The sequence below is a fragment of the Companilactobacillus sp. genome (assembly GCF_022484265.1).
In the GTDB taxonomy this organism is placed as follows: domain Bacteria; phylum Bacillota; class Bacilli; order Lactobacillales; family Lactobacillaceae; genus Companilactobacillus.
Genome location: NZ_JAKVLR010000001.1, coordinates 267727 through 293273 on the forward strand (window position 1 = coordinate 267727; position 25547 = coordinate 293273).

26 protein-coding genes are annotated in these 25547 nt (G+C 36.6%); 23 read left to right on the forward strand and 3 right to left on the reverse strand.

The window, feature by feature from the left end:
- Window positions 1–164: 164 nt before the first annotated feature.
- Window positions 165–452, reverse strand: a complete 288-nt coding sequence (locus LKF16_RS01405; RefSeq protein WP_291467977.1) for a hypothetical protein — start codon at window positions 450–452, stop codon at window positions 165–167.
- Window positions 453–639: 187 nt separating this feature from the next.
- Here LKF16_RS01405 and LKF16_RS01410 point away from each other — a divergent pair, with 187 nt between their 5' ends.
- The 4 genes from LKF16_RS01410 (at window position 640) to LKF16_RS01425 (ending at window position 4029) form a co-directional block, all read left to right on the forward strand.
- Window positions 640–1734 carry a DNA alkylation repair protein gene (locus tag LKF16_RS01410; RefSeq protein ID WP_291467979.1) on the forward strand — a complete coding sequence of 365 codons (1095 nt, stop codon included), beginning with the start codon at window positions 640–642 and terminating at the stop codon, window positions 1732–1734.
- 48 nt (window positions 1735–1782) lie between these two features.
- Complete coding sequence (locus tag LKF16_RS01415; protein WP_291467980.1) at window positions 1783–2091, forward strand: DUF2628 domain-containing protein; 309 nt, start codon at window positions 1783–1785, stop codon at window positions 2089–2091.
- An 86-nt stretch (window positions 2092–2177) separates the two neighbouring features.
- Window positions 2178–3125 (forward strand): zinc-binding dehydrogenase, encoded by a 948-nt coding sequence (locus tag LKF16_RS01420; protein ID WP_291467981.1) that lies wholly within the window; start codon window positions 2178–2180, stop codon window positions 3123–3125.
- A gap of 97 nt (window positions 3126–3222) precedes the next feature.
- Window positions 3223–4029 (forward strand): MerR family transcriptional regulator, encoded by an 807-nt coding sequence (locus LKF16_RS01425; protein WP_291467982.1) that lies wholly within the window; start codon window positions 3223–3225, stop codon window positions 4027–4029.
- A gap of 40 nt (window positions 4030–4069) precedes the next feature.
- Here the strand turns inward: LKF16_RS01425 and LKF16_RS01430 are convergent, their stop codons facing one another.
- Both LKF16_RS01430 and LKF16_RS01435 read right to left on the reverse strand, forming a co-directional pair.
- The gene (locus LKF16_RS01430; RefSeq protein ID WP_291467983.1) at window positions 4070–4441 is read right to left on the reverse strand and encodes a hypothetical protein; all 372 of its coding nucleotides are present in this window, start codon (window positions 4439–4441) and stop codon (window positions 4070–4072) included.
- 88 nt (window positions 4442–4529) lie between these two features.
- Window positions 4530–5639: a lactate oxidase gene (locus LKF16_RS01435; protein ID WP_291467984.1), complete on the reverse strand. Its 1110-nt coding sequence runs from the start codon at window positions 5637–5639 to the stop codon at window positions 4530–4532.
- A 156-nt stretch (window positions 5640–5795) separates the two neighbouring features.
- Between LKF16_RS01435 and LKF16_RS01440 the strand changes: the two genes are divergently transcribed.
- The 19 genes from LKF16_RS01440 to LKF16_RS01530 all read left to right on the forward strand — a co-directional run bounded on the left by LKF16_RS01440 (window position 5796) and on the right by LKF16_RS01530 (window position 25547).
- Window positions 5796–6572 carry a hypothetical protein gene (locus tag LKF16_RS01440; protein WP_291467986.1) on the forward strand — a complete coding sequence of 259 codons (777 nt, stop codon included), beginning with the start codon at window positions 5796–5798 and terminating at the stop codon, window positions 6570–6572.
- A 76-nt stretch (window positions 6573–6648) separates the two neighbouring features.
- The gene (locus LKF16_RS01445) at window positions 6649–7146 is read left to right on the forward strand and encodes a DoxX family protein (protein ID WP_291467988.1); all 498 of its coding nucleotides are present in this window, start codon (window positions 6649–6651) and stop codon (window positions 7144–7146) included.
- A 115-nt stretch (window positions 7147–7261) separates the two neighbouring features.
- The gene (locus tag LKF16_RS01450) at window positions 7262–8230 is read left to right on the forward strand and encodes a LacI family DNA-binding transcriptional regulator (protein ID WP_291467990.1); all 969 of its coding nucleotides are present in this window, start codon (window positions 7262–7264) and stop codon (window positions 8228–8230) included.
- 182 nt (window positions 8231–8412) lie between these two features.
- On the forward strand, window positions 8413–9768 hold the full coding sequence (locus LKF16_RS01455) for an SLC45 family MFS transporter (RefSeq protein ID WP_291467992.1): 1356 nt from the start codon (window positions 8413–8415) through the stop codon (window positions 9766–9768).
- A gap of 14 nt (window positions 9769–9782) precedes the next feature.
- The gene (locus LKF16_RS01460) at window positions 9783–12038 is read left to right on the forward strand and encodes a glycoside hydrolase family 65 protein (protein ID WP_291467994.1); all 2256 of its coding nucleotides are present in this window, start codon (window positions 9783–9785) and stop codon (window positions 12036–12038) included.
- 57 nt (window positions 12039–12095) lie between these two features.
- Window positions 12096–12785 (forward strand): beta-phosphoglucomutase, encoded by a 690-nt coding sequence (gene pgmB / locus LKF16_RS01465; protein WP_291467996.1) that lies wholly within the window; start codon window positions 12096–12098, stop codon window positions 12783–12785.
- Window positions 12778–13782 (forward strand): aldose epimerase family protein, encoded by a 1005-nt coding sequence (locus LKF16_RS01470; RefSeq protein ID WP_291467997.1) that lies wholly within the window; start codon window positions 12778–12780, stop codon window positions 13780–13782. Before pgmB ends, LKF16_RS01470 begins: the two co-directional genes overlap by 8 nt.
- A gap of 177 nt (window positions 13783–13959) precedes the next feature.
- Window positions 13960–14253 (forward strand): type II toxin-antitoxin system HicB family antitoxin, encoded by a 294-nt coding sequence (locus tag LKF16_RS01475; RefSeq protein ID WP_291467999.1) that lies wholly within the window; start codon window positions 13960–13962, stop codon window positions 14251–14253.
- A 110-nt stretch (window positions 14254–14363) separates the two neighbouring features.
- Window positions 14364–14996, forward strand: a complete 633-nt coding sequence (locus LKF16_RS01480; RefSeq protein ID WP_291468001.1) for a pentapeptide repeat-containing protein — start codon at window positions 14364–14366, stop codon at window positions 14994–14996.
- 112 nt (window positions 14997–15108) lie between these two features.
- Window positions 15109–17040: an elongation factor G gene (locus LKF16_RS01485; protein WP_291468003.1), complete on the forward strand. Its 1932-nt coding sequence runs from the start codon at window positions 15109–15111 to the stop codon at window positions 17038–17040.
- Window positions 17041–17087: 47 nt separating this feature from the next.
- Window positions 17088–17768 (forward strand): L,D-transpeptidase, encoded by a 681-nt coding sequence (locus tag LKF16_RS01490; RefSeq protein WP_291468005.1) that lies wholly within the window; start codon window positions 17088–17090, stop codon window positions 17766–17768.
- Window positions 17769–17802: 34 nt separating this feature from the next.
- The gene (locus LKF16_RS01495; RefSeq protein ID WP_291468007.1) at window positions 17803–18099 is read left to right on the forward strand and encodes a bacteriocin immunity protein; all 297 of its coding nucleotides are present in this window, start codon (window positions 17803–17805) and stop codon (window positions 18097–18099) included.
- A 111-nt stretch (window positions 18100–18210) separates the two neighbouring features.
- A complete protein-coding gene (locus LKF16_RS01500) occupies window positions 18211–19833 on the forward strand; it encodes an ABC-F family ATP-binding cassette domain-containing protein (RefSeq protein ID WP_291468009.1) in 1623 nt (540 codons plus the stop codon).
- Between the two features lie 125 nt (window positions 19834–19958).
- Window positions 19959–20765, forward strand: a complete 807-nt coding sequence (locus LKF16_RS01505; protein WP_291468011.1) for an aldo/keto reductase — start codon at window positions 19959–19961, stop codon at window positions 20763–20765.
- A gap of 110 nt (window positions 20766–20875) precedes the next feature.
- Entirely contained in the window at window positions 20876–21640 is a 765-nt protein-coding gene (locus tag LKF16_RS01510) for an ABC transporter ATP-binding protein (protein ID WP_291468013.1), read from the forward strand.
- Complete coding sequence (locus LKF16_RS01515; protein ID WP_291468015.1) at window positions 21633–23219, forward strand: ABC transporter permease; 1587 nt, start codon at window positions 21633–21635, stop codon at window positions 23217–23219. Before LKF16_RS01510 ends, LKF16_RS01515 begins: the two co-directional genes overlap by 8 nt.
- Window positions 23220–23329: 110 nt before the next feature.
- A complete protein-coding gene (locus LKF16_RS01520) occupies window positions 23330–24067 on the forward strand; it encodes a sulfite exporter TauE/SafE family protein (RefSeq protein ID WP_291468017.1) in 738 nt (245 codons plus the stop codon).
- Between the two features lie 133 nt (window positions 24068–24200).
- Complete coding sequence (locus LKF16_RS01525; protein ID WP_291468019.1) at window positions 24201–24704, forward strand: SRPBCC domain-containing protein; 504 nt, start codon at window positions 24201–24203, stop codon at window positions 24702–24704.
- Window positions 24705–24716: 12 nt separating this feature from the next.
- Window positions 24717–25547: an SDR family oxidoreductase gene (locus LKF16_RS01530; RefSeq protein WP_291468021.1), complete on the forward strand. Its 831-nt coding sequence runs from the start codon at window positions 24717–24719 to the stop codon at window positions 25545–25547.

Sequence of the window (25547 nt, forward strand, 5' to 3'; positions counted from 1 at the left end):
CAAATTAGTAGAACAATGTTTGAGACTTAGAAAATTCAGCTTCATTCAGTCAAAACAATTTCACGTCTGAAGATAAACGCAAAGAGCGCATTTCAAGTTTTCTTGATATGCGCTCTTGTTCATTGGACAAATTAATTTGCGAGTTTTTTTATCAGGTAGAAATTTTAACTTATCGACAGAATACTTGTAGTTTTATAGAAAACTTGTTGATCATCAAGCCTAAAATAATCAGCTTCAGCTAGTAGTCCAGCTACACCGATTTGTTGAACGGACGAGTCTAGCTCTTTTGAATTGATTGAACCCTCAAAGAATTGTGATAGGTATCCTGTTTCAAGATATCCATTGGGTTCTCCGCTGATTGTATCAACTGTGTTGTCATGTTTATATGCGTGAATAATGGTGTCGTTATTTAATGAAAGAGTTTGGTTATTTACAAATGTGATTGTGATCATAAAATTGCCCCTTTTTATTTGATACCAAAATTATACCAAGCATTTGTAGTTATTAGTTCTGTGAAATAATTAAAATGTTGATTCCTGTCAATTAACTCAATTGTGGGATAATGTATCAAGCAAATCGAATGTCAAAAATATTGGGCATCTCCCATACAAATTTTTGACAATTTCAACGGGGGAAAACATGCTACTAAAGGATATGTACTCAAAAGATTTTCTTGAATCATTAGGTGATTCATTAAAAAATGTATACGGGGAATTTGATATTGAAAAATTCATGACAGATTGTTTGGTCGAAAATTGGGACGATCTAAAACTAATGGAACGTAGTAATCAAATAACGATCAGCCTTCATAATCAGTTGCCGGATAATTTTGAAGAATCAGCAGTCATTATTGAAAAAATTGCACCTCAATTTACTGGCTTGGTTGCGATTTGTTTACCAAATTATGTTGCTAAATATGGATTAAATGACTGGCAAGTTTCAATGAATTTATTGGAAATATTAACAAAATACTCAAGTGGTGAATTTGCCATCAGACCGTTTTTGATCAAGTATCCTGAAAAAACAGAAGCACAAATGTTGGACTGGTCAAAAAGCAAAGACATAGATGTCAGACGACTTTCCAGTGAAGGTATTAGACCACGTCTGCCATGGGGGATTAGGTTAAAACAATATGTTGAAGATCCAACCGTAATTTGGCCGATATTAGAAAACTTGATTTATGACGATAGTGAATACGTTCAAAAATCAGTTGCAAACAATTTGAACGATATTAGTAAAGATCATCCTGACTTAGTGATTCAATTTTCAAAACGTCATTGGGGTCATCAAGAGTCTTCAGATTGGGTCATCAATCGAGGTTTACGAACTTTATTCAAACAAGGCAATCCGGATGTTTTATCCTTATTAGGTTATGAAATAGCTGCAGCACAGTCGATTGATTATGTCCAACTGACTTCAAATTTGAAAGAAGTTAAAATCGGTGGGACCTCGACATTAAATTACCGAATTTATTCAAACGAACAAAAATCCAAACCGGTGTATTTGGGCTATCGAGTTCACTATGTGCGTAAAAATAATTCAGATTCGTACAAGGATTTTTTCATCAAGAAAACAAATCTTTTAAAACGGGATATTTCAGGTTCGATAAATATTAAATGGAAACAATTAAGTACTCGCAAATTGTATACGGGAGAGCATCTAATTGAATTGTTGGTAAATACGATTCCAATTGCGAATGTCAAAATAGACCTTACAAATATGTTAGACAAATGATTTTATCTTTTGTGATAATCTAGACGTATGAGATAGGGGGATATCACAATGAATGTTAATTTAAACAATCCCAATACGGGTGCTAACAAATCAGTCAAAATCGGATTCTCCTGGACCACATTTTTCTTTGGATTCTTTCCAGCAGTATTTCGGGAGGACTGGAAATGGGCTGCAATTATTTTCATGATTGAGATCATCGTATCAATTCCAACCTTAGGATTCGGATTTTCCGTGATCGGAATAATTTTCTCGTTTTTCTATAATCGCCTATATATCAATGACTTACTTAAAAAAGGATTTGTTCCCGGAGATGACTATTCAGCAAATGCTTTGAAGTCAAAAAATTTTATAGTCTAAAATATAATAATAATTGTTGACTGTAACGTAACGTCATAGTTTATATTCAATAGTGAAAGTTAAATATAAATAAAGAGGTTATACATATGAGAGCAGTCGTTGTACATAAGGCCGGTGGGCCTGAAGTTTTAAAAATTGAGGAACGTCCGATTCCGGAAGCTACTGACACGCAATCTGTTATGAGAATTCACGCGTTTTCAGTTCATCGATATGAAGTATTAACTCGTGAGGGTGGTTCTCCATCGGTTAAATTTCCTAGAGTTATTGGTATTGAAGCAGTTGGTGAAGTTTATCAACCAGCAAAGAACAGTCACTTGAAAAAAGGGCAGCGTGTATTCACTATTAGTGGGGGATTTGGTCGTGAATTTGATGGTGCCTATCAAGATTATGCTTTAGTTCCAGACAATCAGTTATATGCTGTCGACTTTAACGGATCATGGGAAAAATTTGCCAATTATCCCGAAACATTTTATACCGCATTTGGTGCATTAAAGACCATCAAACCAGAACCTGGAAAAACATTATTAGTCCGTGGTGGTACTACAGGTGTGGGGATGGCAGCTATCGAGCTGGGCAAAGCGATGGGTATGAATGTTACAGCTACATCACGTCGTCCGGAAAGACTGCAATCCTTATTAGATTTAGGTGCTGACAGTGCGATTCTTGATACAGATGAGAAACTAGACACGACAGATTCCTTCGATAAAATTGTCGACATGGTTGGGTCAATTGCCATTGAAGATACATTGGCCCATTTAAATCGTGGTGGATTTTACACACTAGTGGGAATGTTATCGGGTGAGTGGATCTGGAATAATTTTGATCCATTTGAAAACTTGGGTGAAAAATACATTTCTGCATTTGATGGTATCGTCCGTCAGGAGTGGATTGATGAAATGTTTGAGTTGATCAACAAAAACAACCTCGAAATCCCAATATCAAAAGTATTTAAATTAGATGATATCCAAGCGGCACATGAATATGTTATGAAAAAAGATCGTCCAATGGGACAAGTGATTGTTACAACCGATTAATTAAAATGGGACCAATTTCTGTTGATAGAATTGGTCCCATTTTTGCCTATATTAAATTTGTTATAATGAGGTTAATTAATTAATGGAGTTTAATTCGATGATCAAGATCAGTGAAATGGCTAAAATGGCTAATACTACTAGAAGGACCTTAATTTTTTACGATGAGCAAGGGCTATTTTGTCCGGCAAAAAAGACTGATGCTGGTTATCGGTTGTATGAATATGATCAGCTGTATGATCTGTTGTTTATCTTAGGGCTACGTAATTTGGGTATTTCCGTCGATCAGATTCATGAACTTCAATCAAATGATGATGATACTGTAAATGACAAGTTACTAGGTGTTCAAAAGTCGATTGACGATAAAATTGAGAATTTATCCAAGATACAAACAGTCATTAATAAAAAAATCTCTGATTCTCGCCCTCTAAAAGACGATTCTCTATATGAAATAGAAATAATGACTTGTCCAAAAATGATATTTTGGTGTTCCGAGAATTCTGCATCTTGTACTGATGAAGAAATTGCCCAACTATTCTCTGGATTCTATCAGCAATTAGATACCTTAGCCTATATGGATACGACTAAATCTGGTTTTTTAACGAATTTAGAAGATGCCGACCCTAAGGGATGGATGGATGCTGGATTCCGTGTGATCAAACAAACATCGCCAACGGATTCTTCAAAAATTATTCCTTCAATTATCAAGACTTCAGGAAAATATATTTCCATTCGGGTCAAAGGGGATACTGAAGGAATTCAGAACGGACTTTTAAAAATTCAGCAGGAGTGTCATTCTCAAAATTACCAAATCGACAATAATCTTTGGCAAATCAATGAAGGTAATAACTTAGCTGAACACGGCGGCACTAAATTTCAAAGATTGGAATACCATATCTTAAATTAAAAATATCCTCTAATTCGTTTATCGAATTAGAGGATATTTTTTATAGTTTCATAGCATTTAGATCAGCAATGATTTGTTTTATATCTTGTTGTTGCTTGCTACTCAAAGCGTCTGAGTCCCCAACGACATCAATTATCGCTGAACCTTGAGCAATGATATCAATCGTTTTATCGTTGGTTGCTAGCATTGAATAAACCTGCACGAATCCTTGCAACTCGGATAAAATCTTGTCTGATTTAATATTAGTATCATGCAATAACTGTTCAGCTGTACTGATAATCACTTGTTTTGCACGTTGATTCTTTGCACGATTTTGCCGACGTTCCTGAAAATATGGCAGGAATAGGGCAACTGAAACAGCTAATATTTCTGCACCGCCTTCGACCCATTCTGCTAATGACCCAATTTCCATGAAAGTGCCTCCTGATGTTCTTATTGGTTAGAATAATAGCATCATTTATGGGATCAAAATTGTACGAGTAACAAAAAAATTTTTACAATTAATAGTTCAATTTCAATAATTGAGCATTTTTAACATCATCGATCGTCTTTGTCCCAGCCAATTGCATGACTGTCTTAAATTCATCATTGAGATGTTCAACTACAGAATAAACGCCATCAGCTCCACCTAGTGCTAATCCGTAGATGATCGGACGTGCTAAGGCTACCATGTCGGCACCGGAGGCTAAGGCTTTGAAGACATGAGATCCACGGCGTACGCCAGAGTCAAAAATAACAGGTACTTTATGATTGACCGCTTTTGCGACACTTTCAAGAACGTCAAATGAGGCAGGTCCGCCGTTAAGTTGACGACCACCATGATTAGAAACGTAGATACCGTCAGCACCAGCACCGATGGCCAATAGCGCATCTTCTGGGCTTTGAACGCCTTTTACGATAACTGGAAGTCCGGTAAAGTCTTTGATTCTTTGAACGTCTGCAGGGCTGATCTTTTGAGCGGCAGCAGCATAGATCTCACCAATTCCTTTGCCTTTTCCATCGCCTTCACTAAATTTTTCAAGGTTGGCCACTGGGATTGGGAATTGGAAATCATTAACAATGTCGGATTCACGATAACCATCAACAGTTGCATCTGAAGTTAAAATAATTGCTTTTGCACCAGATTTTTTAGCTTCACTCAATAAGCTTTCGTTGAAGTTCCAATCTTTACTCATATACAATTGGAAAAATTGTGGGGCACCGTCGCCGGCTGTTGCTGTATCAGCAATCGAAGTCGAAGAGTAAGTACTTTGTGACATCAAGGCACCAGCTTTTGCCATACCTTTAGCAGTATCTTTTTCGCCTTGTGAATGTGCTAATCCTTGAGCTGCAGCAGGGGACATCATGATTGGAGTTTTGACATCAATTCCAAAGATAGAGGTATTCGTTTGAGGATCATCGATATTGCTCAAAACGTGAGGCACGATTTGAACGTGATTGAATGCTTCAGAGTTATGATTCAAAGTCCACTCGTCTTCTGAACCACCACTAATGTAGCCAAAACCTCCAGTAGGAATAATTTTCTTAGCTTCATTTTCCAAAGAAGGTAAATTTAAAATATCTAATTTCTTTTCGTTATCGCTTTGCGTATATCCATTAATTTCTGTCATTTAAAATTCCTCCAAAAAAAACGTGTTCGATTTAACAGTGATCAAATTAACATGTATTTTTAATTATCACAAGTATTCTTTCTCGAAAAAGAATTATTTTTATTTGAAGGCTATAAGTGAGAAAATTTAAATAAATATATTTATGGGATGAGGAAAATGTCTGATCAAAGGTTTAAATTAGCAAATAAAGTCAATCAAAGATTAATTTTCAGTGCCACAGTTGGGGAATTTACCCATAAGAAAATTCGTGGAGGTGGCAAAGGCCCAGTATTGCTACTGAAGGATCTTGATTTAGTCGATTCTAAGGGGAAAGTCATCGAGTCAGACTTGGCAGACCATGTCTGGGTCAACGCCAATAAAAATGTGTTTAGCATCGGTAAGGAAATTATGCCAAATGATGAATTAATGTTCTCGGCCGTAGTTAAAACTTATGGCATCACGCGTAATGATGTAATTAATAAAAGGGACAACATCATTAATCAAGCTAAGTCTAAAAACCAATCATTATTCTCTGAATATCGCGAGGATTATCTGGACTGGAAAGACGATTGGCAAAATGTTCTAGCAGAAAATCAGACCGCCAAAAAAAGGTTTCAAGCCGGAGAAATAGATCGCCAAACTTTAAAACAAATTGAATCGGACAATATTAATGCTTATAAACAGGCACAGCCAGATGGAGTTGCCGTTAAATCAAAAGAAACACAAAACCAGAGAATTGCCCAACGAAAGAAAAAATCTGTAAAATTAGTCGATTATCAATTGGAAGATTTGCAAAACGTCAAATTTTTAAAAGAGAGACGACTTCATCATGGCTGGACTCGATTGAAAATATCTGAAAATGATTTTCAAAAAATCAAATTTACAAAGTATTTAGCTGCACGAAGTTTTGCCTATCGAGACGGTGTTCCTTTCGACGTTTTCGATAACAAATAATTTATCCGAGAACAATTAATTGATATATTTCTAAAAGATTACTTATAATGAAAACGTTATTTTGAGGAGGAACATTATGGTTAAATTTTTAAGGAATAGTAAGGTTGCCTCGATACTTTTGACCTTGGTCAGAATTTATCTAGGTATCACTTGGACAATGTCAGGCTGGAGCAAGGTCACTGGTGGCGCAACTGATGCAACGCGTGGCATGTTGTCGGCGGCAATTAAAAATCCGGTCAAGGGACCAACTGGAAATGTGGTTTATCCTTGGTTCAATGACATGATCAGTAGCATTTTGCCACATTCAGCAGGTATGAGTGTCTTGATTTCTTGGGGCGAACTTTTGGTAGGCTTAGGATTGATTTTCGGATGCCTAACGACCGCTGCAGCATTCTTCGGATTATTGATGAATTTCTCATACTTATTGGCTGGTGCCATTTCAGTAAATCCAGAGTTTATTTTCTTGGAATATTTCATTTTGATTGCTGGATTCAATGCTGGAAAAATTGGTTTAGATCGTTGGGTGATTCCGTGGATCAGAACGCATATTTTTAGGAAAAAGCAAATAGCATAACAAATAACTGGACCGAGTTTGCAACTCAGTCCAGTTTTTGTTTATCATAGGCTTAACTAATATAAAAAATTAAAGTAGACTAATATAAAACATCTTATTAGCAGGAGTGATAAATTTGGTAACTATTCGTGATATTGCAAAAAAAGCCGGTGTATCAGCATCAACTGCATCACGAGCACTAAATAATAATCCGCATATCAGTAAAGATACCATCACTAAAGTACAAAAGATCGCGGATAAGTATGGCTATATGCCAGATTACAACGCGAAAAATTTGACCACTGGAGAAGCTAGTGCCGTTGGAGTGATTTTTCCAGTGGGAGGTAATGGCGCTCCTGCTAATCCTTTTTACGTCAACGTATTAAGCGGTGTTAATAATGAATTGATAAAACGTGGTTACGCATTGTCAGTGGCAATAACACAATCATTGGAAGATTTGACTAAGAATGTAAAATCAATGGTTTATCAAAGTAAAATCAAGCGTTTTATTTTGTTGTACTCCCAAAAAGATGATCCAATTGCTAAATTTCTCCGTGATAATAAACTAAGATTCGTAGTGATCGGTCAGCCAATTGAAAAAAACGATTATTATGTCGATAACAATAACGTTGAAGCAGGTGCCGCAGCAACCAGATATTTAATTGAACAAGACCATCCTAAAACTTTGGCATTTGTTCACTCGAAAAATGATTGGATCTTTGAACAGCAACGTTTTGCTGGATTTCAGTCTGTCGTATCAGAAGCCAATTTGAATTATATCGATTTTAAAATTGACGATGATAATGCAGACAAACTTCAAAGAAAGATTTTTGAAAATCCTCGCATCGATGGGGCAGTCGCAACTGATGATTTAAATGCAATGAATTTTGTTGATTCGTTTAATAAAGTATTTCCTCTCAAAAATTTGGAAATGATTGGATTTAATAATTCATTGCCGCATATTTTGTTAGAAAAAAATTACAAAACGACCGATCTATTTCCAGAGGAAATGGGAAAAAAGGCTGCACTATTACTATTTAGCGACCGTGAGAACCAAGAAATCGACCGCAAGCAACATTTAATTGTTGGATATAAAATTATTTAAAAGACCAAAATTTTTTTGGTCTTTTTTTTGTTGCCCAGAATCATTGATAAATCAGACGATGAGCAGTTTTTTGCTTGTAGGAAATATCACATTCTTTTATGCAAACGGTTGCATTAATTTGAAAGCGGTTTTATACTGTGTTCATAAATTAATTTGTACAACGAATTAAGGGAGGAAACATCATGTCAGATAAAGAGTCAAAACCAAAGGATGGCGCTGGTTTACCAAAACTATCCTCAAATACCATCTGGATGCTTAGTTTAGGATTTCTAGGCGTTCAAATGGCATTCACGCTCCAAAGCTCACAGATGAGTCGTATTTTTCAAACTATTGGGGCTGATCCTAACAAACTAGGTTGGTTTTTCATCTTGCCACCACTTGCAGGATTGATCGTTCAACCAATCGTTGGTTATTATTCAGATCGTACTTGGGCACCTAAATTAGGTGGTAGAAGATTGCCATACTTAATTCTTGGTACCGTAGTTGCTGCAATCGTTATGTTCTTATTGCCGAATTCAGGCTCAATGGGATTCGGATATGGTTCACTGGCAGCTTTATTGTTTGGTGCAATTACAGTTGCTTTTCTAGATTTATCTTCAAACGTTGCGATGCAACCATTCAAGATGATGGTCGGAGACATGGTCAACGATGACCAAAAGAGTTACGCCTATGGTATTCAAAGTTTCTTGTCAAACACGGGTGCCGTTATTGCAGCTATTTTCCCATTTGTCTTTACTGCTTTAGGTATCGCAAATACAGCTAAAAAGGGTGTTGTACCACAGTCTGTTATTTGGTCATTCTACATTGGTGCAGTTATCTTAATTATTTCAACTATTATTACAATGTTCAGAGTTAAAGAATATGATCCTGCTACATATGCTAAGTATCACGGTATTTCAGAAGACGCTAACAAAACTGGTGGTAACTGGTTAGCACTTCTTAAAAAAGCTCCTAAGGTTTTCTGGACTGTTACATTAGTTCAATTCTTCTGCTGGATGGCGTTCCAATATCTATGGACTTATTCAGCCGGTGCTATTTCAGTCAACGTTTGGAATACAGCAAATCCAAGTTCTTCCGGATATCAAGCTGCTGGTAACTGGTATGGTGTTTTAGCTGCTGTTCAATCTATTGATGCCGTTATCTGGTCATACGTACTTGCCAAGGTTCCTAACAATCATCACAAACTAGGTTACGCATCAAGTTTAGTATTAGGTGCAATCGGATTTATCTCAGTATTCTTTGTTCATTCACAATATGCATTGATCGTATCATTCGTATTAGTTGGTATGGCATGGGCAGCCATGAACACTTATCCTCTTACAATGATCACTAACGCTTTATCAGGTGAACACATGGGTACTTATCTTGGATTATTCAATGGTTCAATTTGTTTGCCACAGATAGTTGCTTCACTAGCAAGTTTTGCTTTGTTCCCATTATTTGGAAACTCACAACCACATATGTTCCTTCTAGCCGGAATTATTATGGCAATCGGTGCATTATCAGTTGGATTTATTAAAGAAACATATAAAGCTTAAGGAGAATACACAACATGAAACGTATTTTTGAAGTTCAACCTTGGAATGTCTCAACACACGAATTCAAAGCTGAAGATAAAAGATTACAAGAATCCATGACTAGTCTTGGTAATGGCTATATGGGTATGCGTGGATTCTTTGATGAAGATTATTCAGGCGACAGTTTGCCAGGGATTTATCTGGGAGGAGTTTGGTATCCAGATAAGACTCGAGTTGGCTGGTGGAAAAACGGCTATCCAAAATATTTTGGCAAGGTTATCAATGCCGTTAACTTCATCAAAATGAATTTTTTGATCAATGGCGAAAAATTAGACTTAGCCAAAGATGAATTTACTGACTTTGATTTAGACCTTCATATGAAAAATGCAGTTTTAACCAGATCATTTGTTGTTACAAAGGGTTCAGCCAAATTGCAATTCAATTTTGAAAGATTTCTAAGTGTTGCTCAAAAAGAACTTTCAGTCCAAAAGGTCACAGTCAAAAATCTATTATCTGAAAAAGTTGATTTGAAGATCATCTCGTCAATCGATGCCAATGTTAAAAATGAAGATGCCAACTATGATGAGCATTTCTGGGAAGTCCGCGATATCGAATCAGGCAGTCTAGTGGCTGAAACTAAACAAAATGACTTTGGTACACCAAGATTTACATCTGGAATGCAAGCTAACTATGTGACTTCATTAGAACCAGTTGGAAATGAGATCACCGATTACGAAACTGCCACAACATTTGCTGGCGAACTTCAAGCTGGAGAAACTGCCAGTTTTGAAAAACGTGTAGTTGTTGTTACTTCACGTGATTACGATACTCAAGATCAACTAGTTGCTGCTATGAATGATCTGTCAGTTAAAATTTCAAAGATTTCTTATGATGAATTGTTAACAGCACATGAAAATATTTGGGCCGAACGTTGGCAACAATCTGACGTCAAGATTGAAGGGGACACTGAAGCACAACAAGGTATGCGTTTTAATCTCTTTGGATTATTTACTACATATTATGGTGACGATGCACGTTTAAATATCGGTCCGAAAGGATTCACCGGTGAAAAATACGGTGGGGCAACTTATTGGGATACTGAAGCATTTGCAGTTCCAGTATACTTAGGTATCACTAAACCAGAGATCACTCGTAACTTATTGATGTATCGCTACAAGCAACTTGACGGCGCATTTGTAAATGCCAAGGAACAAGGACTAAAGGGTGCATTGTTCCCAATGGTTACGTTTAATGGTATTGAATGTCACAACGAGTGGGAAATCACTTTTGAAGAAATTCATCGTAATGGCGATATTGCTTTCGCAATTTACAATTACACTCGTTATACAGGAGATAAATCTTACGTCCTAAACGAAGGTTCAAAAGTTCTGACTGAGATCTCAAGATTTTGGGCAGACCGAGTTCACTTCAGTCAACGAAACAATCAATATATGATCCACGGTGTTACGGGTCCTGACGAGTATGAAAACAACGTTGATAATAACTGGAATACAAATTACTTAGCACGTTGGACTCTAGAATATACCTTGAAAGTGTTGAGTGAAGTTGGTCCTGAACAAGCAAAAGAATTAAATGTTTCCGATGCTGAAAAAGCTAAATGGCAAGATATTGTCGACCGGATGTATCTACCATATGACAAAGATTTGGACATCTTTGTACAGCACGATGGCTTTTTAGATAAGGACTTGCAACCCGTTTCAGCAATTCCAAAGGACCAATTGCCAATTAATCAACACTGGTCATGGGATAAGATCTTGCGTTCTCCATACATCAAGCAAGGTGACGTTCTCCAGGTAATGTATGACTTTATCGATGAGTTTACTCCAGAACAAAAGAAACATAATTTTGATTTCTATGAACAATATACGGTGCATGAATCAAGTCTTTCACCAGCAATTTATTCAGTCATGGCTGCTGACCTTCATTATGAAAAGAAAGCGGTTGAATTATATGAAAGAACAGCTAGACTAGACTTAGATAACTATAATAATGACACCGTAGATGGTTTACACATCACCTCAATGACAGGTGGATGGATTGCCATGGTTCAAGGATTTGCCGGAATGCGTGTCCATAACGACACATTAAGCTATAAACCATTTTTACCACAAAAATGGAATAGCTATTCATTCAGACAAGTCTTTAGAGGTCGCGTTATCGAAGTGAGCGTTGATAAATCTGGCAATCACTTCAAGTTGATCTCAGGACAACCATTAGACATTGAAGTTGATGGCAAACCACTTACACTTGAATCACTACAAACTAATTAATAAATTGGTGTCTGAGTTATCTTAATTCAGGCACTTTTTTTGAAAGGGAGCACGAATATGGTTGAGTTTAAGGATATTAAAGGCTTTGTATTTGATTTGGACGGCGTGATTGCCGATACCTCTGTGTATCATTCAAAAGCTTGGCATCAATTAGCTGATGAATTAGGCGTTCAATGGAGTGAGGACCTAGCCAATAATCTTAAGGGTGTTAGCCGGATGGATTCGCTAGAATTGATCCTCAAAACAGGTGGCAAGGAAAACGACTACACGCAAGCCGAAAAGGAACATTATGCAACAAAGAAAAATACTAATTATTTGGAATTGTTAAAGGGTATGGATTCTTCAGCAATTCTCCCCGGGATTTCTGATTTCTTAAAGAGTCTTGAAGAAAATAATTACAAACTTTCACTAGCTTCAGCTTCAAAGAACTCACCATTGGTTCTTAAACAACTGGGATTGGATCAATATTTCTCAGAAAAAGTTGATCCCTCAACGTTGAAACATGGTAAGCCAGATCCAGAGATTTTTGCACGCGGTGCTGAGGTTTTGAACCTTAAACCAGAAGAATGTATTGGGATCGAAGACGCTAAAGTTGGTGTTGAATCGATCAATTCGGCCGGTGAGACTTCAGTTGGTATTGGTGATAAAAATATTTTGAGCGAAGCAGATATTAACTTTGAAGATACTTCAGAATTGACTTTAGAAAACATCAAAAACGCAATGGAAGTAGGAGCAGCTAATGATTAAAGTTACTAATTTCGGTCAGGCAAATGGTGAGGACGTTCAACTTTATACCATCGAAAATGACCATAAAACTAAACTAAGCGTGATCAGTTACGCGGCAGCTTGGCAAAATTTTGAGGTAGTTGAAGATGGTGTTAGTCATTCATTAATCGAACATTATGACACAGTGGATGGCTATATCGATAATCCTTATCAGGTCGGTAAAACCGTTGGGCGTGTCGCTGGTAGGATTGGTAATGCCAAGTTTGAAATTAACGGCAAACAATTCCATCTCCCAGCTAATGAAGGAGACAATTTATTGCATGGTGGCAATAATGGTATTCAAACTCACAATTTCGTCGGTACAGTTGATGAAAAAAACAATTCCGTCACATTGAAAACTACGATGAAATCTGCAGAAGACCATTTCCCTGGTGATTTAGATTTAACGATTACTTATACTTTGACAAAAGATGACGAGGTCCTAATTACTTATACTGGTAAAAGTACTGAAGCAACGTTATTTAATCCAACTTGCCATGTTTATTTCAACGTTCTAAATGATACGACTGATGTTTCAGAACAAAAGCTTCAAATCAATGCCGACGAATCATTGGCAGTTTATGGTGATAAAGTTCCAACAGGCCGTAAGTTACCAGTTACTTCTGGATATGATTTCAGACAACCAAGAACTATCGGACAAGGTTTAAAAGATTTATACGCTGAAAATGAAAAAATTGAATTTGATGATTGTTATGTAACTGGCAAGACCAAATCTGCTGTGGCTGAATTGAGTGGAGACGGACGTGCAGTTGACCTTTATTCAGATCGAAATGGAATGGTTATTTTTACGGCTAATCCTCAAGATGATGATAAGGCAGCCAAACATGAATACAGTTGCTTAGCAACTGAGCTTCAAACATTGCCTGATGCAATCAACCACAAGGATTTTGGCGATATTGTCTTACCAGCAAACCAAGAAAAATCATTTACTAACAAATACAAATACATTAAGAAATAAATTAAACTCACGGATGGTCCGTGAGTTTTTTTAAGAAAAAATATTTAAATTAGGGTTGCCGAACATTCCATTTAGGACTATTTTAGATATGGACAAATACATTAGCGAAAATCAAAACGGAATTCCGTCACGATGTATCTTAGAGAATTTATTCAAAAAGAAAGGTAGCGAAGTATTGTGTTAAAGACAATCGATTTTCCTGTAGTTTTAGGTGGTTTGAATTCAAAGAATGGAGAAATTACCGCAAGTTTTCCGGATGTTCCCGGTGCCCAAAGCAAAGGACAAGATGAAGACCACGTTATAGATCAAGCAGTTGCAGAGCTTGAAAGAATCGTTGGTGAAGGCGATTCTATTCCAACTGCTTCAGATCTTTCGTATATTTCAAGAGAGTATCCTGGCAAAGTAATTAGACTGATTACCATCGATGTCGCTGAAATAAATAATAAACATAAATTAGTAACTAATTTCTAAACTGATTAAGTTCACGTGTTATAGCGTGAACTTTTTTCTTTGTGTTAATATTCACAAAAAATGATGAAACCATGCTCAGTGATGATAAACTAGAATCAAGAGGTGGTTTTATGATCGAACAAATAACAAATAAAAATTTAGAAAATGCAGATCTGAAGGGTAAGAATTTCGATCAAGTAAGATTTGACCACGTAGATTTTTCCGATGCAGATCTTGAAAGCACTAATTTCCACAATTGCCTTTTTGAAGCATGCGATTTCACAAATGCCAAGTTGAATAATGTCAACTTCGCTGGTGCTGACTTGCGTGGCTGTAATTTGCATCATGCTGATATTTCTGGTGCCAATATGAATCATTCGATGTTGGAAAATGCAAATTTATCAGATATTATTAGCGATAAGAATACCAAGTTTTTTAGAATGTATTGTCCGGAACATGGAGCATTCTTGGGTTATAAAAAGTGTTTTAATTCGTTGATTGTTAAATTGCTGATACCTGCAGATGCACAAAGAACTTCTGCCACGGAGACCTCCTGCCGTTGTGATAAAGCTAAGGTAATGGAAATAGAAGATATGTACACTGGCGAGCATTATAATGAAGCAATTTCATATGTTGATGAAAACTTTATTTATCGTAAAGGCGAATACGTCTATGCTGGAAACTTCAATCCAAATCGTTGGGTCGATTCAACAGGCGGGATTCATTTCTGGCTCGATCGTAAGGAAGCTGAAGGCTATATGTAAAAATATTAATAATAAATTTAAGAAAATCTTGAGGATGTTCAATCTTCAAGATTTTTTTGTACTAATAACTGGTATGATATTAATTATGAATTGATTATGTGGGGGGATAACTTTGAAAGAAATTACTGCGGGAGTCGTTGCTCACGTTGATGCGGGCAAAACCACTCTTTCAGAAGCAATGTTATATAACTCCGGTGCATTAAGGACTTTGGGGAGAGTTGACAATGGGGATGCTTTTTTAGATCCTGATCGACTGGAGAAAAAACGTGGTATCACGATTTTTTCCCATCAAGCAAGTTTAGAGACTGGCAACACCAAACTTACGCTTTTGGATACTCCCGGTCACATGGATTTTGCCAGTCAAACTGAACAAGTTTTAAGCGTTTTGGACTACGCAGTGTTAGTGATATCCGCTGTTGACGGAATTCAAGGATATACTCGGACCTTGTGGAACCTTCTAGATCGGTATTCAGTTCCAACATTTATTTTTATCAATAAAATTGATGCTGCCACGACTGAAATCAGTAATGTAATGGAAGAATTACAGTCAGGATTATCGCAAGGATGCGTTTTGTTTGATGAATTCAATGCAGATGTCTACGAAGAAATAGCGATGCAAGACGATGATGCTTTGAGTCAATTTTTAAATGATGAGACTTTATCCGATGAATCGATACAAAAACTCATTAATGAACGGAAAATTTTTCCATGTTTTAGTGGCTCGGCACTTAAGAACTCGGGTATTAATGAGTTTTTAGCGGGATTTGATAAGTGGACAGTCGAACCAAATACAAGTCAGTCATTTGGGGCAAAAATTTTTAAAATTTCACATGATCAAGGCGAACGTTTGACCTGGGTGAGAGTCACTGGCGGAACTATCAAAACGAAAGCTGAATTGTTTGAAAATGAAAAAGTCAACCAGATCAGGATTTACAATGGTGCAAAGTTTCAAACTGTCGATGAGCTATTGCCTAATCAGGTTGGTGCATTAACTGGATTAACTAGTTCACATCCAGGAATGGGTCTTGGCAATCAATCTAGTCAAGCAAAGCCGGTGATTCAACCGGTATTGAATTATGATTTAGATCCTTTGGATAATGATATTCATACATGTTTGACTGCTCTTAGAGAGCTTGAAGACGAGGACCCACAGCTTCACGTGCAGTGGTCAAATCAATTGCAACAGATCAGTATTCAGATCATGGGTGAGATCCAGCTAGAAATTATTCAACAATTAATGTTGGAGCGATTCAACTTAAATGTTAGTTTTGGACAAGGTAAGATCTTATATCAAGAAACCATCAATGAATCTGTTGAAGGGGTAGGACACTTTGAACCACTCCGACACTATGCTGAAGTACATTTATTGATGCGCCCCGGTGAACCTGGATCAGGTATCTCAATCAACTCTGACTGCAGCTTGGATGTGTTAAGCAGTAATTGGCAACATCAAGTCTTAAGCAACCTGACCTCTAAAGTTCATTTAGGAGTATTAGTTGGGGCACCGTTAACAGATGTCAAAATAACTTTGATCAATGGTCGCGGTAGCAATGTCCATTCAGTTGGTGGCGATTTTCGCGAGGCAACTTGGAGAGCAGTCCGTCAAGGATTAATGATGCTTAAAGAAAAAGGTGCTGACAGATTATTGGAACCATGGTACCGATTCAAATTGGTTGTCAATCAAACTGAAGTTGGACGAGCTCTGAATGATATTCAAAAAATGAGTGGGGAATTTGATCCGCCACAGAATTCTGAATTATCAGACATGGTGATTTTAACTGGAGTGGCTCCAGTTTCAGAAATGAGAGATTATGCTCAGGATGTGCGTTCGTATACTCATGGACAAGGACAATTGGAGTGTATACCTGATGGATTTAAACCATGTCATAATGCCGATGATGTGATTGAAAAAATCAATTACCAACCAGTCTCTGATTTGGAAAATACACCAGATTCAGTTTTTTGTGCACATGGGGCCGGTTATCCTGTAGCTTGGGACGATGTTCCGAAAATGGCACACGTTCCTTATGCTACTAATCTTTAATATTTGGGGATACAAATTTACAATTTATTACAAAATGGGGATTAATATTGAATTATAAACGAATATATCAAATAACTTTAATTGCATTATTATTGGGCTTATTTTTTATCACAGCTCAACAGGTTTATTCCGGGCAAGGGAATGGATATCAAACTAGTCAAGTTGATGCTGATTCGACATCCGATAAAAGCAACACTGATAAAGCACCAAAAGAAAAGCCTACAAAGATTGATTCAAAACTCAGTCAGGACTCAAAAGATATGATTGCTTTAGAAGATTTTAAATATACAGATTCGTCTGAGAAAAAGGATTATCCCGATTTGATGCAACATCCGGAAGCATTTATTGATGTTGATATTGCTCTACAAAGAGTTTTCATTAAAGAAGGGGACAAAGTTTTATACGAAATGTATGCTTCCACTGGTAAGAACGATACCACTCCTCGTGGTACGTACTATATCGAAAACGAGCGTGGCGAATATTTCTATACGCAACCACTTAAACTAGGTGCACATTACTATACCTCATTTTTAGATCACGGCGTATATTTGTTCCACACAACTCCAACTGATGAAAACAAGGTAGTTGTTCCATCAATTGCTAAAACTTTAGGACGCGAACCTTCGTCGCATGGATGCGTTCATTTGTCAGATCCAGATTGCAAATGGGTCTACGATAAAGTTCCGGCTGGTACCAAAGTTGTCATTCATGGAACTTTCAAGAGTTAGAATGTAATTAAAGAATTTTAAGGGGGATGTAAGTTTGACAAAAATAAATGAAGAAGAAAAAGCTAATCAATTGATGGATGCGATTCATACCGCCAGTTTAGATGAGGGAATCAAAAAAATTCCAGAAATCTATCAGATGCTGATCAAGAATGCAAAGGAGCTTAAAAAAACTGGCAACTACCACGATGTTTCGGCAGAATTGAATCGACAGATCTCGTTTTATGCCATGGGAAATCCTAATGGACCCAAGGCACTAGATACTTTGTATCAAGCTACGATCGATGGAACTCATGGACGTGCGTATCAAAAATTACCAACTGGATTTAACTAATGAAGAGGATCAGACAATGTCTGGTCTTTTTTAATTGGTGTTACTTGCTACTGAGTCAAATACTCCGTATAATGCTCGTTAGACTACAATCAAGAAATGAGGATTATATATTTGATTACTGTTAGTGACGTAAGTTTGCATTTTGCAGACAGAAAATTGTTTGACGATGTAAACATTAATTTTACGCCGGGAAACTGCTATGGCTTAATTGGCGCAAATGGCGCTGGAAAATCAACGTTTTTAAAAGTTCTTGCTGGAGATATCAAACCTTCAACTGGTAACGTATCTATGGGAACCAATGAACGTTTGGCGACTTTAAAGCAAAACCACTTTGATTACGATGATTATACAGTTATGGAAACTGTTATCATGGGACATTCTGACTTGTATCGAATCATGCAAGAAAAAGATGCTTTATATGCAAAACCAGATTTCAATGAAGAAGATGGAACAAAAGCTGCCGAATTGGAAACTGAATTTGGTGAAAAAGGTGGCTGGGAAGCTGAAGGTGAAGCCTCACAAATGCTTCAAGGATTAAATATTCCTGAAAGCCTGCATCAAGAAAAAATGTCTAATTTGACCGCCGGCCAAAAAATCAAAGTTTTGTTGGCACAAGCATTATTTGGTCAACCCGATGTTCTATTGTTAGATGAGCCAACTAATGGTTTGGATGTTGATTCGATCGACTGGTTGGAAGACTTTTTGATCAACTTCGAAAATACCGTCATTGTCGTATCCCATGACCGTTACTTTTTGAACAAAGTCTGCACATACATGGCGGACTTGGATTACGGTAAGATCAAACTTTACGCTGGTAACTATGATTTCTGGCTGAAATCATCTGAACTTGCCCAAAAGATGATGCAAGATCAAAATGCTAAAAAAGAAGAAAAAATCAAAGAGCTACAAGAATTTATCGCAAGATTCTCTGCCAATGCTTCAAAATCAAAGCAAGCTACTTCACGTAAGAAAATGTTGGATAAGATCACGTTGGACGATATTCAACCAAGTTCAAGACGTTATCCATTTATTAAGTTTGTTCCTAATCGAGAAATTGGGAACGATTTACTGCAAGTAAAAGATTTAAATTTAACAATCGATGGTAAGAAAATTTTAAATAATGTTAGTTTTATTTTGAATAAAGATGATAAAGTCGCCTTTTTAGCAAAAAATGATATGGTGACAACAGCATTATTTAAAGTGATTACTGGTGAATTGACGCCTGATTCAGGTACGATCACTTGGGGAGTAACGACTAGTCGAGCATATTTGCCAAAAGACTTCAGCTCAATGTTTGACGAAGAAACACCAATTATTGACTGGCTCCGTCAATTCGCTGAAAAGGGTGAAGATGACGATACATTTTTACGTGGATTCTTGGGGAGAATGTTGTTCTCAGGAACCGACGTAACCAAGATGGTCAATGTTCTTTCCGGTGGTGAGAAAGTCCGAGTAATGCTATCAAAAATGATGCTGTTAAAGGCAAATGTTCTTTTGATGGACGATCCAACTAACCATTTGGATCTTGAATCAATCACAGCCTTAAATGATGGTTTGATCGATTACAAAGGGTCAATTTTGTTTGCATCTCATGACCACCAATTCATTCAAACAATCGCAAATCGTTTGATCTACATTACTGAAAATGGAATCGTCGACCGTGCAGACACTACTTATGATGAATTCCGAAACAATAAACAAGTAGAATCACAAATTGCAGAATTAGAAAAATAAATCAATTAAACCGTTGAGAATATCATCTCAACGGTTTTTTCTATTAAAGTGTAAGAACAGACATTTATTCAAAAAAATTATATAATTAAATAAGTTATTAAAATTAAATTCTTGAGGAGGACCATATGGAATACCAAAAGTTAAGTAATGGAGTTGAAATCCCAATGTTAGGATTTGGGACTTATCAACTAAAACCAAATGAAGTTGCTGATGCGATGAAGGGTGCTTTGGATGCTGGCTATCGTCATTTCGATGGGGCCCATATTTATGGAAACGAAGTTGAAGTAGGTAAAGCATACAAAGCTTCATCAGTAAAACGTGAGGATCTATTCATCACTTCAAAAGTTTGGAATGAAGATCAAGGCTACGACAAAACACTAGCTGCCTTTGACAAGACATTAAGTGAATTGCAATTGGATTATTTGGACTTGTATTTGATTCACTGGCCAAATGAAGACAACTTCCAATTGTCGCTTGATACTTGGAAAGCTCTTGAAAAAATTTATAAAGATGGCAAGGCTAGATCAATTGGTGTTTCAAACTTCTCTGAAGACCAATTGAAACAAGTCTTTGATATGGCTACTGTTAAACCAATGGTCAATCAAATCGAACGTCATCCCTACAAAGTTCAAAAAGAACTTGGTGATTTTGACGCAGCCAATGGCATTATCAATGAAGGATATTCACCAATTGGCCATGGTCACTTGATTCTTGAAGATCCAACAATCAACAAGATTGCTAAAGATCACAACAAGTCAGCTGCTCAAGTTGTGTTGCGTTGGCAAATCGATACTGGATTTGTAGTATTTCCAAAATCTTCTAACATCGACCACGTCAAATCAAACTTTGATATCTTTGATTTCCAGCTAACTGATGATGAAATCAAGGCAATCAATGCATTGGACAAAGACGAACACTTGAATTATGACTAGGCTCAATATTTTTTCCGAATTAGGTTGCTTCTGCAATCTAATTTTTTTTGTAAAAAATATCTTCATGAATTTGATATGATTATTAGTAAATAATTTAGGGGAGAGTATTGATGATCGAGATTAATGGTTTGAGTAAGAGTTACGGCCAAAAACAAGCGCTGCATGATTTATCGCTAAAGATAGATTCTGGCAAGATTTTTGGATTTTTAGGACATAATGGTGCAGGTAAATCTACCACCATTAAGTCTTTAGTCAGTATTATTGAGCCTACTTCTGGTTCGATTGCTTTTGATGATTTAAGCTTGTCAGAACATCGTCAGGAGATCAAAGAACGAATTGCATATGTACCAGACACTCCAGATGTCTTTTTACAATTAACTGCCTCTGAGTATTGGGATTTGTTAGCATCCGCTTACGATATCCCTGATTCAGAATACTCTGACCGCCGTCATAAATTGGTCAACTTATTTGGAATGAATAATCATGTCGATGAAACACTTGTTAGTTTTTCTCACGGGATGCGTCAAAAATCAGTTATCATTGGTGCATTATTATCTGACCCAGATGTTTGGATCCTGGATGAGCCATTGCAGGGACTGGATCCACAGGCAGCATACGACTTAAAAGAATTAATGAAGGCGCATGCCCAGAAGGGCCGAACAGTAATCTTTTCAACCCACAATCTCGATACAGCCCAACAGTTGTGCGATGAATTAGCTATTTTGAAAAAAGGACAATTGATTTACAACGGAACGGTTCAGGATCTATTGGATCAACATCCAGGACAATCTTTAGAAAACATTTATTTAGGTATGGCAGGTAGAACTGACGATGAACAATTAGTCAGCGATATTGAAGGTGGACACCATGATTAGTAAACAGTTAAAATCACTGATCAAAGTAAATATGCTGCTGTTGAATCCACAAGTAACAGATAGATTCCGTAAAAAGGGATTTACTGGCGAAAGCCTGACTAAACGACTGTTCAGACAATCTGCGATTAGTACTTTGTTATTTGTTTTACTTTATGGATTCTTGATGGCCGCAATGGATTTCAGTAAAATGCCAGGGATGTTTACGTTCTACGTAGCCTTATTTATTTTATTGAGTTTTTCACAAAGCATATCAGGTATTTACAATGTTTTTTTTGCCGGTAAAGATTTGCCAAACTATTTGCCACTACCATTTAAACAACGAGATATATTTCTAAGTAAAATTGCAGTTTTATCTTTAAACATCGTTCCGTTCACGTTGCCGATGCTACTGGTGTTTTTTGCAACCGCCTGGAGAAGTGGAATGATGATTGTCTTAGCCGTAGTTTGGTCTATTATTGGATATTTGGTCGTCATTTCGGCAATTTATCTGATCTGTACATTTCTGGTTTTCGGACTGGTCAAAACCAAACTATTTAAAAAGCATCAAAACTTAGTCATGAGTTCTTTGATGACAATATCAATGGTCATTGCCATTGGTGGAATCATGATCATGAATATGAATTCCGATACAGGATCGGGTACTGACCGAACACCAATCAATTTTTTAATGCCACTTTACGCGGTTTTCAATAAACCTTTTTCGATGGAAAGTTTGCTGACTTGGGTAGTTTTGATTGGTGCAATCATCATATTGGTCCTTATTTTACAAAAATTTGTTTTACCTCAATTAGGTGAACAGTTGACTTCGGTTAATTCATCATTGACCAGCTTTAGCCGTCAGCGAAAACATTCAAAACGCTTTAGTTTGGACCAAAGTTTGGATGCATATAATAGACAGCTTTTAACTGAACCTAATCTAATCTTGCAAGTGGTCATCAACTCAGTCATGGTGCCACTGATTTTTATCATTTCTTTTGCCTTTGCGGATCTGTCGATGAATTTTGATTTGAAGTGGATCGGCGTTTTCTTTGTTTCGGGAATGTTTCTCAGCATTTTAACGACTAATCAATCATCCTTGATCAGCAATTTAATTTCGCTTGATCGGTCTAATTTTGAATTTGTTTACTCGTTGCCGATATCAATGAAAAAATATTTGAATCGAAAATTTAAACTCGGATATCTTTTTCAAGTTATCGTTAATCTAATTATTTTGATCATCATGGCTTTGTTGATCAAACTGTCGTGGAAAATGGTCGTTGCAATGATTATTGGCATGTTACTGGGAACTTATTTAGTCTGTTTACACTTTTTCAGAAGAGATTTTCGACTTCGGTCGACTAATTGGACTAACATTACCGAGTTGTTCAATCGTGGTGGTGGAAATATCGCCATGATGCTCTCGATGACTTTAAATATTTTGGTCAGTATTTTGGTGATCGGTATTTACTCAGCTGGTATCTTTTATTTATCCAGTATTTTTAGTTGGATAGTTAATGGCGTAGTCGCTGCAGTAATCATTATTGGCGGTTTTGTTTATTATCAAAATTATCGTCAAACATTTTGGAATCAATTGCTGTAATTTGGAGCGTTTCTGAGTAATTTCAGAAGCGTTTTTTAATTTATTAGAAAATTCCATAATTATCACAAATATATTCATGATGACTGATATAGTGTTATTTGGAGGTAATTATGTATAGTTGGGTATTCATCATAATCCTGGTCGCGATGATGGCCGGATTTGTACAGGGTGTGACAGGATTTGGTTCGGGTATTGTGATGATGGTATTTTTGCCACACATATTACCGATCAGTCAAAGTGCCGGAGTTTCAACGCTGACCATGATCGTCGCAAATTTCATGGTCTTTTGGCACTACAGAAAACATTTACATTGGCAAAGGCTAGTTAGACCATTTTCGATTTATATTGTTGTTGCGATAATTTCGTTATATATTAGTCAATTCTTAGCACCGACATATTTAAAAATCTTACTGGGAGTCTTACTAGTCTGCTTGTCGCTGTATTATACGATCATGAATGTCCGTAAAATCAATGTCAGCTCGATCCCTTTGATAATAATGGTGATTTTTTCGATCATCTCAGGATTTTTCAACGGTATGTTCGGTATTGGTGGGCCGCTCATGGCACTTTATTTCCTAACGATCTCAAAAACTAAGGAAACTTATCTGGCCAGTATTCAAGCATTCTTTTTGATCGATACGGTGATAATGACATCCCTACGTTTTTCAATGGGAGTCTTAGATCTCAACAGTTTAAAATATGTTGCCGTGGGAATTATTGGTGCTGTGATTGGGACGATATTAGCTAATCGATTAGTCAGACATTTAAATATTAATGTAATGACGATTTTTATTTATATCTTTATTGGAATCAGCGGACTGTATTATTTGATTACAGCGTTGATATAACACTTAATTTTAAAGTTGAGTGTTATTTTTTTTCAAAAAAACTTGTCCTGAAGTCGACTCCAGGATATATATTGAATTTATCGTCAATTGACGATTAAGCATTATTCAAATAAATATCATTAAGGAGAACATTATGGAATCAATTAATTGGTCAACAGAATTTTTACCTGGAACAACTGATAACTTCGTTTCAAACGAGGTGATTGCTCAGGGAATAACTTTAGACAGTGTTTGGAACAATTTGGTAGATACATCTAAATGGGAAAAATATTATGACAACGCCACTAACATCGATTTAGAAGACAAAAAAGATACTTTGCTTCATTTTGGAGAATCATTTCACTTTGATACTTTTGGATTTCCAATCGATGCTCAAGTTATGGAATTAGTAGCACCAACTGATGGAAAAATTGCCAGATTAGCTTGGCATGGTTGGCAAAATGGAGATGCCGATACACAATTTGATGTTTACCACGCATTTTTGATTGAAAGATTATCAGATGATCGAATCAGATTGTTGACTCAAGAATCTCAAATTGGCAAACCTGCAGCAGAATTGGCAAAACAAGATCCCAATCCTATGTTAAATGGGCATCAAAAGTGGCTCGATGGTTTAGTAAGAATCGCCAAAAAATAAACGAGGGTTAATATGACAAAAACATGGTTAATTACCGGAACCTCGAGTGGTTTTGGAAAAGAATTAGCAACGATAGTGGCGAAAGATGAAGATGCAAACTTGATAGCAACGGCTCGAAATTTGAATGATTTAAAATATCTGGATCAATTTGATCAAACAAAAATTATCAAGAGTGTTGTAGATGTTACAAATTTAGACGAAATTAAGAAATTATCGGATGATATCAAGAATAGTTTTGGAACTGTTGATGTCTTAGTTAATAATGCTGGAATCGGATATTTTTCAACGATTGAAGAAAGTGATATGGAACAAGTAAGATACATGTTTGATGTCAATGTCTTTGGTCTTGCAAATGTAACCAATGAAATTTTACCGATGATGAGAGATCAAAAATCGGGTGTAATCATTAATTTATCATCGGCACTTGCATTAACGACATTACCAACCATGGGATTTTACAGTGCGACAAAATATGCAGTTGAAGGTTATTCAGATACTTTACGACAAGAAGTAGCTAAGCTAGGAATTCAAGTAATGAACGTGGAACCAAGTGGCGCAAGAACTGAATGGTCGGGTCGTTCTTCTATGAAAAGCATCCCTAAGATTGCTGATTACTTACAGTTTTCTGATTCAGTATCATCAGTTTCGGATTCTGTGCATGATGCGCCTGGTGATCCCAAATTGATTGCCAAAGTCATTTTTGATCAAGTTACTACAAAAAAGAATCTGCCGAAACATTTACCATTGGGTGAGTTCGCTTATAATGGAAGCCTAAGCAATCTTAAAAATATGGTTTCAGAGATTGAAAAAAATCAATCTATTTCGCTATCAACAGATGATTAA

Excerpts from the sequence above, each read along its gene's own strand:
- LKF16_RS01405 (WP_291467977.1), bottom strand. The coding sequence starts at position 452 with ATGATCACAATCACATTTGTAAATAACCAAACTCTTTCATTAAATAAC.
- LKF16_RS01410 (WP_291467979.1), top strand. The coding sequence starts at position 640 with ATGCTACTAAAGGATATGTACTCAAAAGATTTTCTTGAATCATTAGGT.
- LKF16_RS01415 (WP_291467980.1), top strand. The coding sequence starts at position 1,783 with ATGAATGTTAATTTAAACAATCCCAATACGGGTGCTAACAAATCAGTC.
- LKF16_RS01420 (WP_291467981.1), top strand. The coding sequence starts at position 2,178 with ATGAGAGCAGTCGTTGTACATAAGGCCGGTGGGCCTGAAGTTTTAAAA.
- LKF16_RS01425 (WP_291467982.1), top strand. The coding sequence starts at position 3,223 with ATGATCAAGATCAGTGAAATGGCTAAAATGGCTAATACTACTAGAAGG.
- LKF16_RS01430 (WP_291467983.1), bottom strand. The coding sequence starts at position 4,441 with ATGGAAATTGGGTCATTAGCAGAATGGGTCGAAGGCGGTGCAGAAATA.
- LKF16_RS01435 (WP_291467984.1), bottom strand. The coding sequence starts at position 5,639 with ATGACAGAAATTAATGGATATACGCAAAGCGATAACGAAAAGAAATTA.
- LKF16_RS01440 (WP_291467986.1), top strand. The coding sequence starts at position 5,796 with ATGTCTGATCAAAGGTTTAAATTAGCAAATAAAGTCAATCAAAGATTA.
- LKF16_RS01445 (WP_291467988.1), top strand. The coding sequence starts at position 6,649 with ATGGTTAAATTTTTAAGGAATAGTAAGGTTGCCTCGATACTTTTGACC.
- LKF16_RS01455 (WP_291467992.1), top strand. The coding sequence starts at position 8,413 with ATGTCAGATAAAGAGTCAAAACCAAAGGATGGCGCTGGTTTACCAAAA.
- LKF16_RS01460 (WP_291467994.1), top strand. The coding sequence starts at position 9,783 with ATGAAACGTATTTTTGAAGTTCAACCTTGGAATGTCTCAACACACGAA.
- pgmB (WP_291467996.1), top strand. The coding sequence starts at position 12,096 with ATGGTTGAGTTTAAGGATATTAAAGGCTTTGTATTTGATTTGGACGGC.
- LKF16_RS01470 (WP_291467997.1), top strand. The coding sequence starts at position 12,778 with ATGATTAAAGTTACTAATTTCGGTCAGGCAAATGGTGAGGACGTTCAA.
- LKF16_RS01480 (WP_291468001.1), top strand. The coding sequence starts at position 14,364 with ATGATCGAACAAATAACAAATAAAAATTTAGAAAATGCAGATCTGAAG.
- LKF16_RS01505 (WP_291468011.1), top strand. The coding sequence starts at position 19,959 with ATGGAATACCAAAAGTTAAGTAATGGAGTTGAAATCCCAATGTTAGGA.
- LKF16_RS01510 (WP_291468013.1), top strand. The coding sequence starts at position 20,876 with ATGATCGAGATTAATGGTTTGAGTAAGAGTTACGGCCAAAAACAAGCG.
- LKF16_RS01515 (WP_291468015.1), top strand. The coding sequence starts at position 21,633 with ATGATTAGTAAACAGTTAAAATCACTGATCAAAGTAAATATGCTGCTG.
- LKF16_RS01520 (WP_291468017.1), top strand. The coding sequence starts at position 23,330 with ATGTATAGTTGGGTATTCATCATAATCCTGGTCGCGATGATGGCCGGA.
- LKF16_RS01525 (WP_291468019.1), top strand. The coding sequence starts at position 24,201 with ATGGAATCAATTAATTGGTCAACAGAATTTTTACCTGGAACAACTGAT.
- LKF16_RS01530 (WP_291468021.1), top strand. The coding sequence starts at position 24,717 with ATGACAAAAACATGGTTAATTACCGGAACCTCGAGTGGTTTTGGAAAA.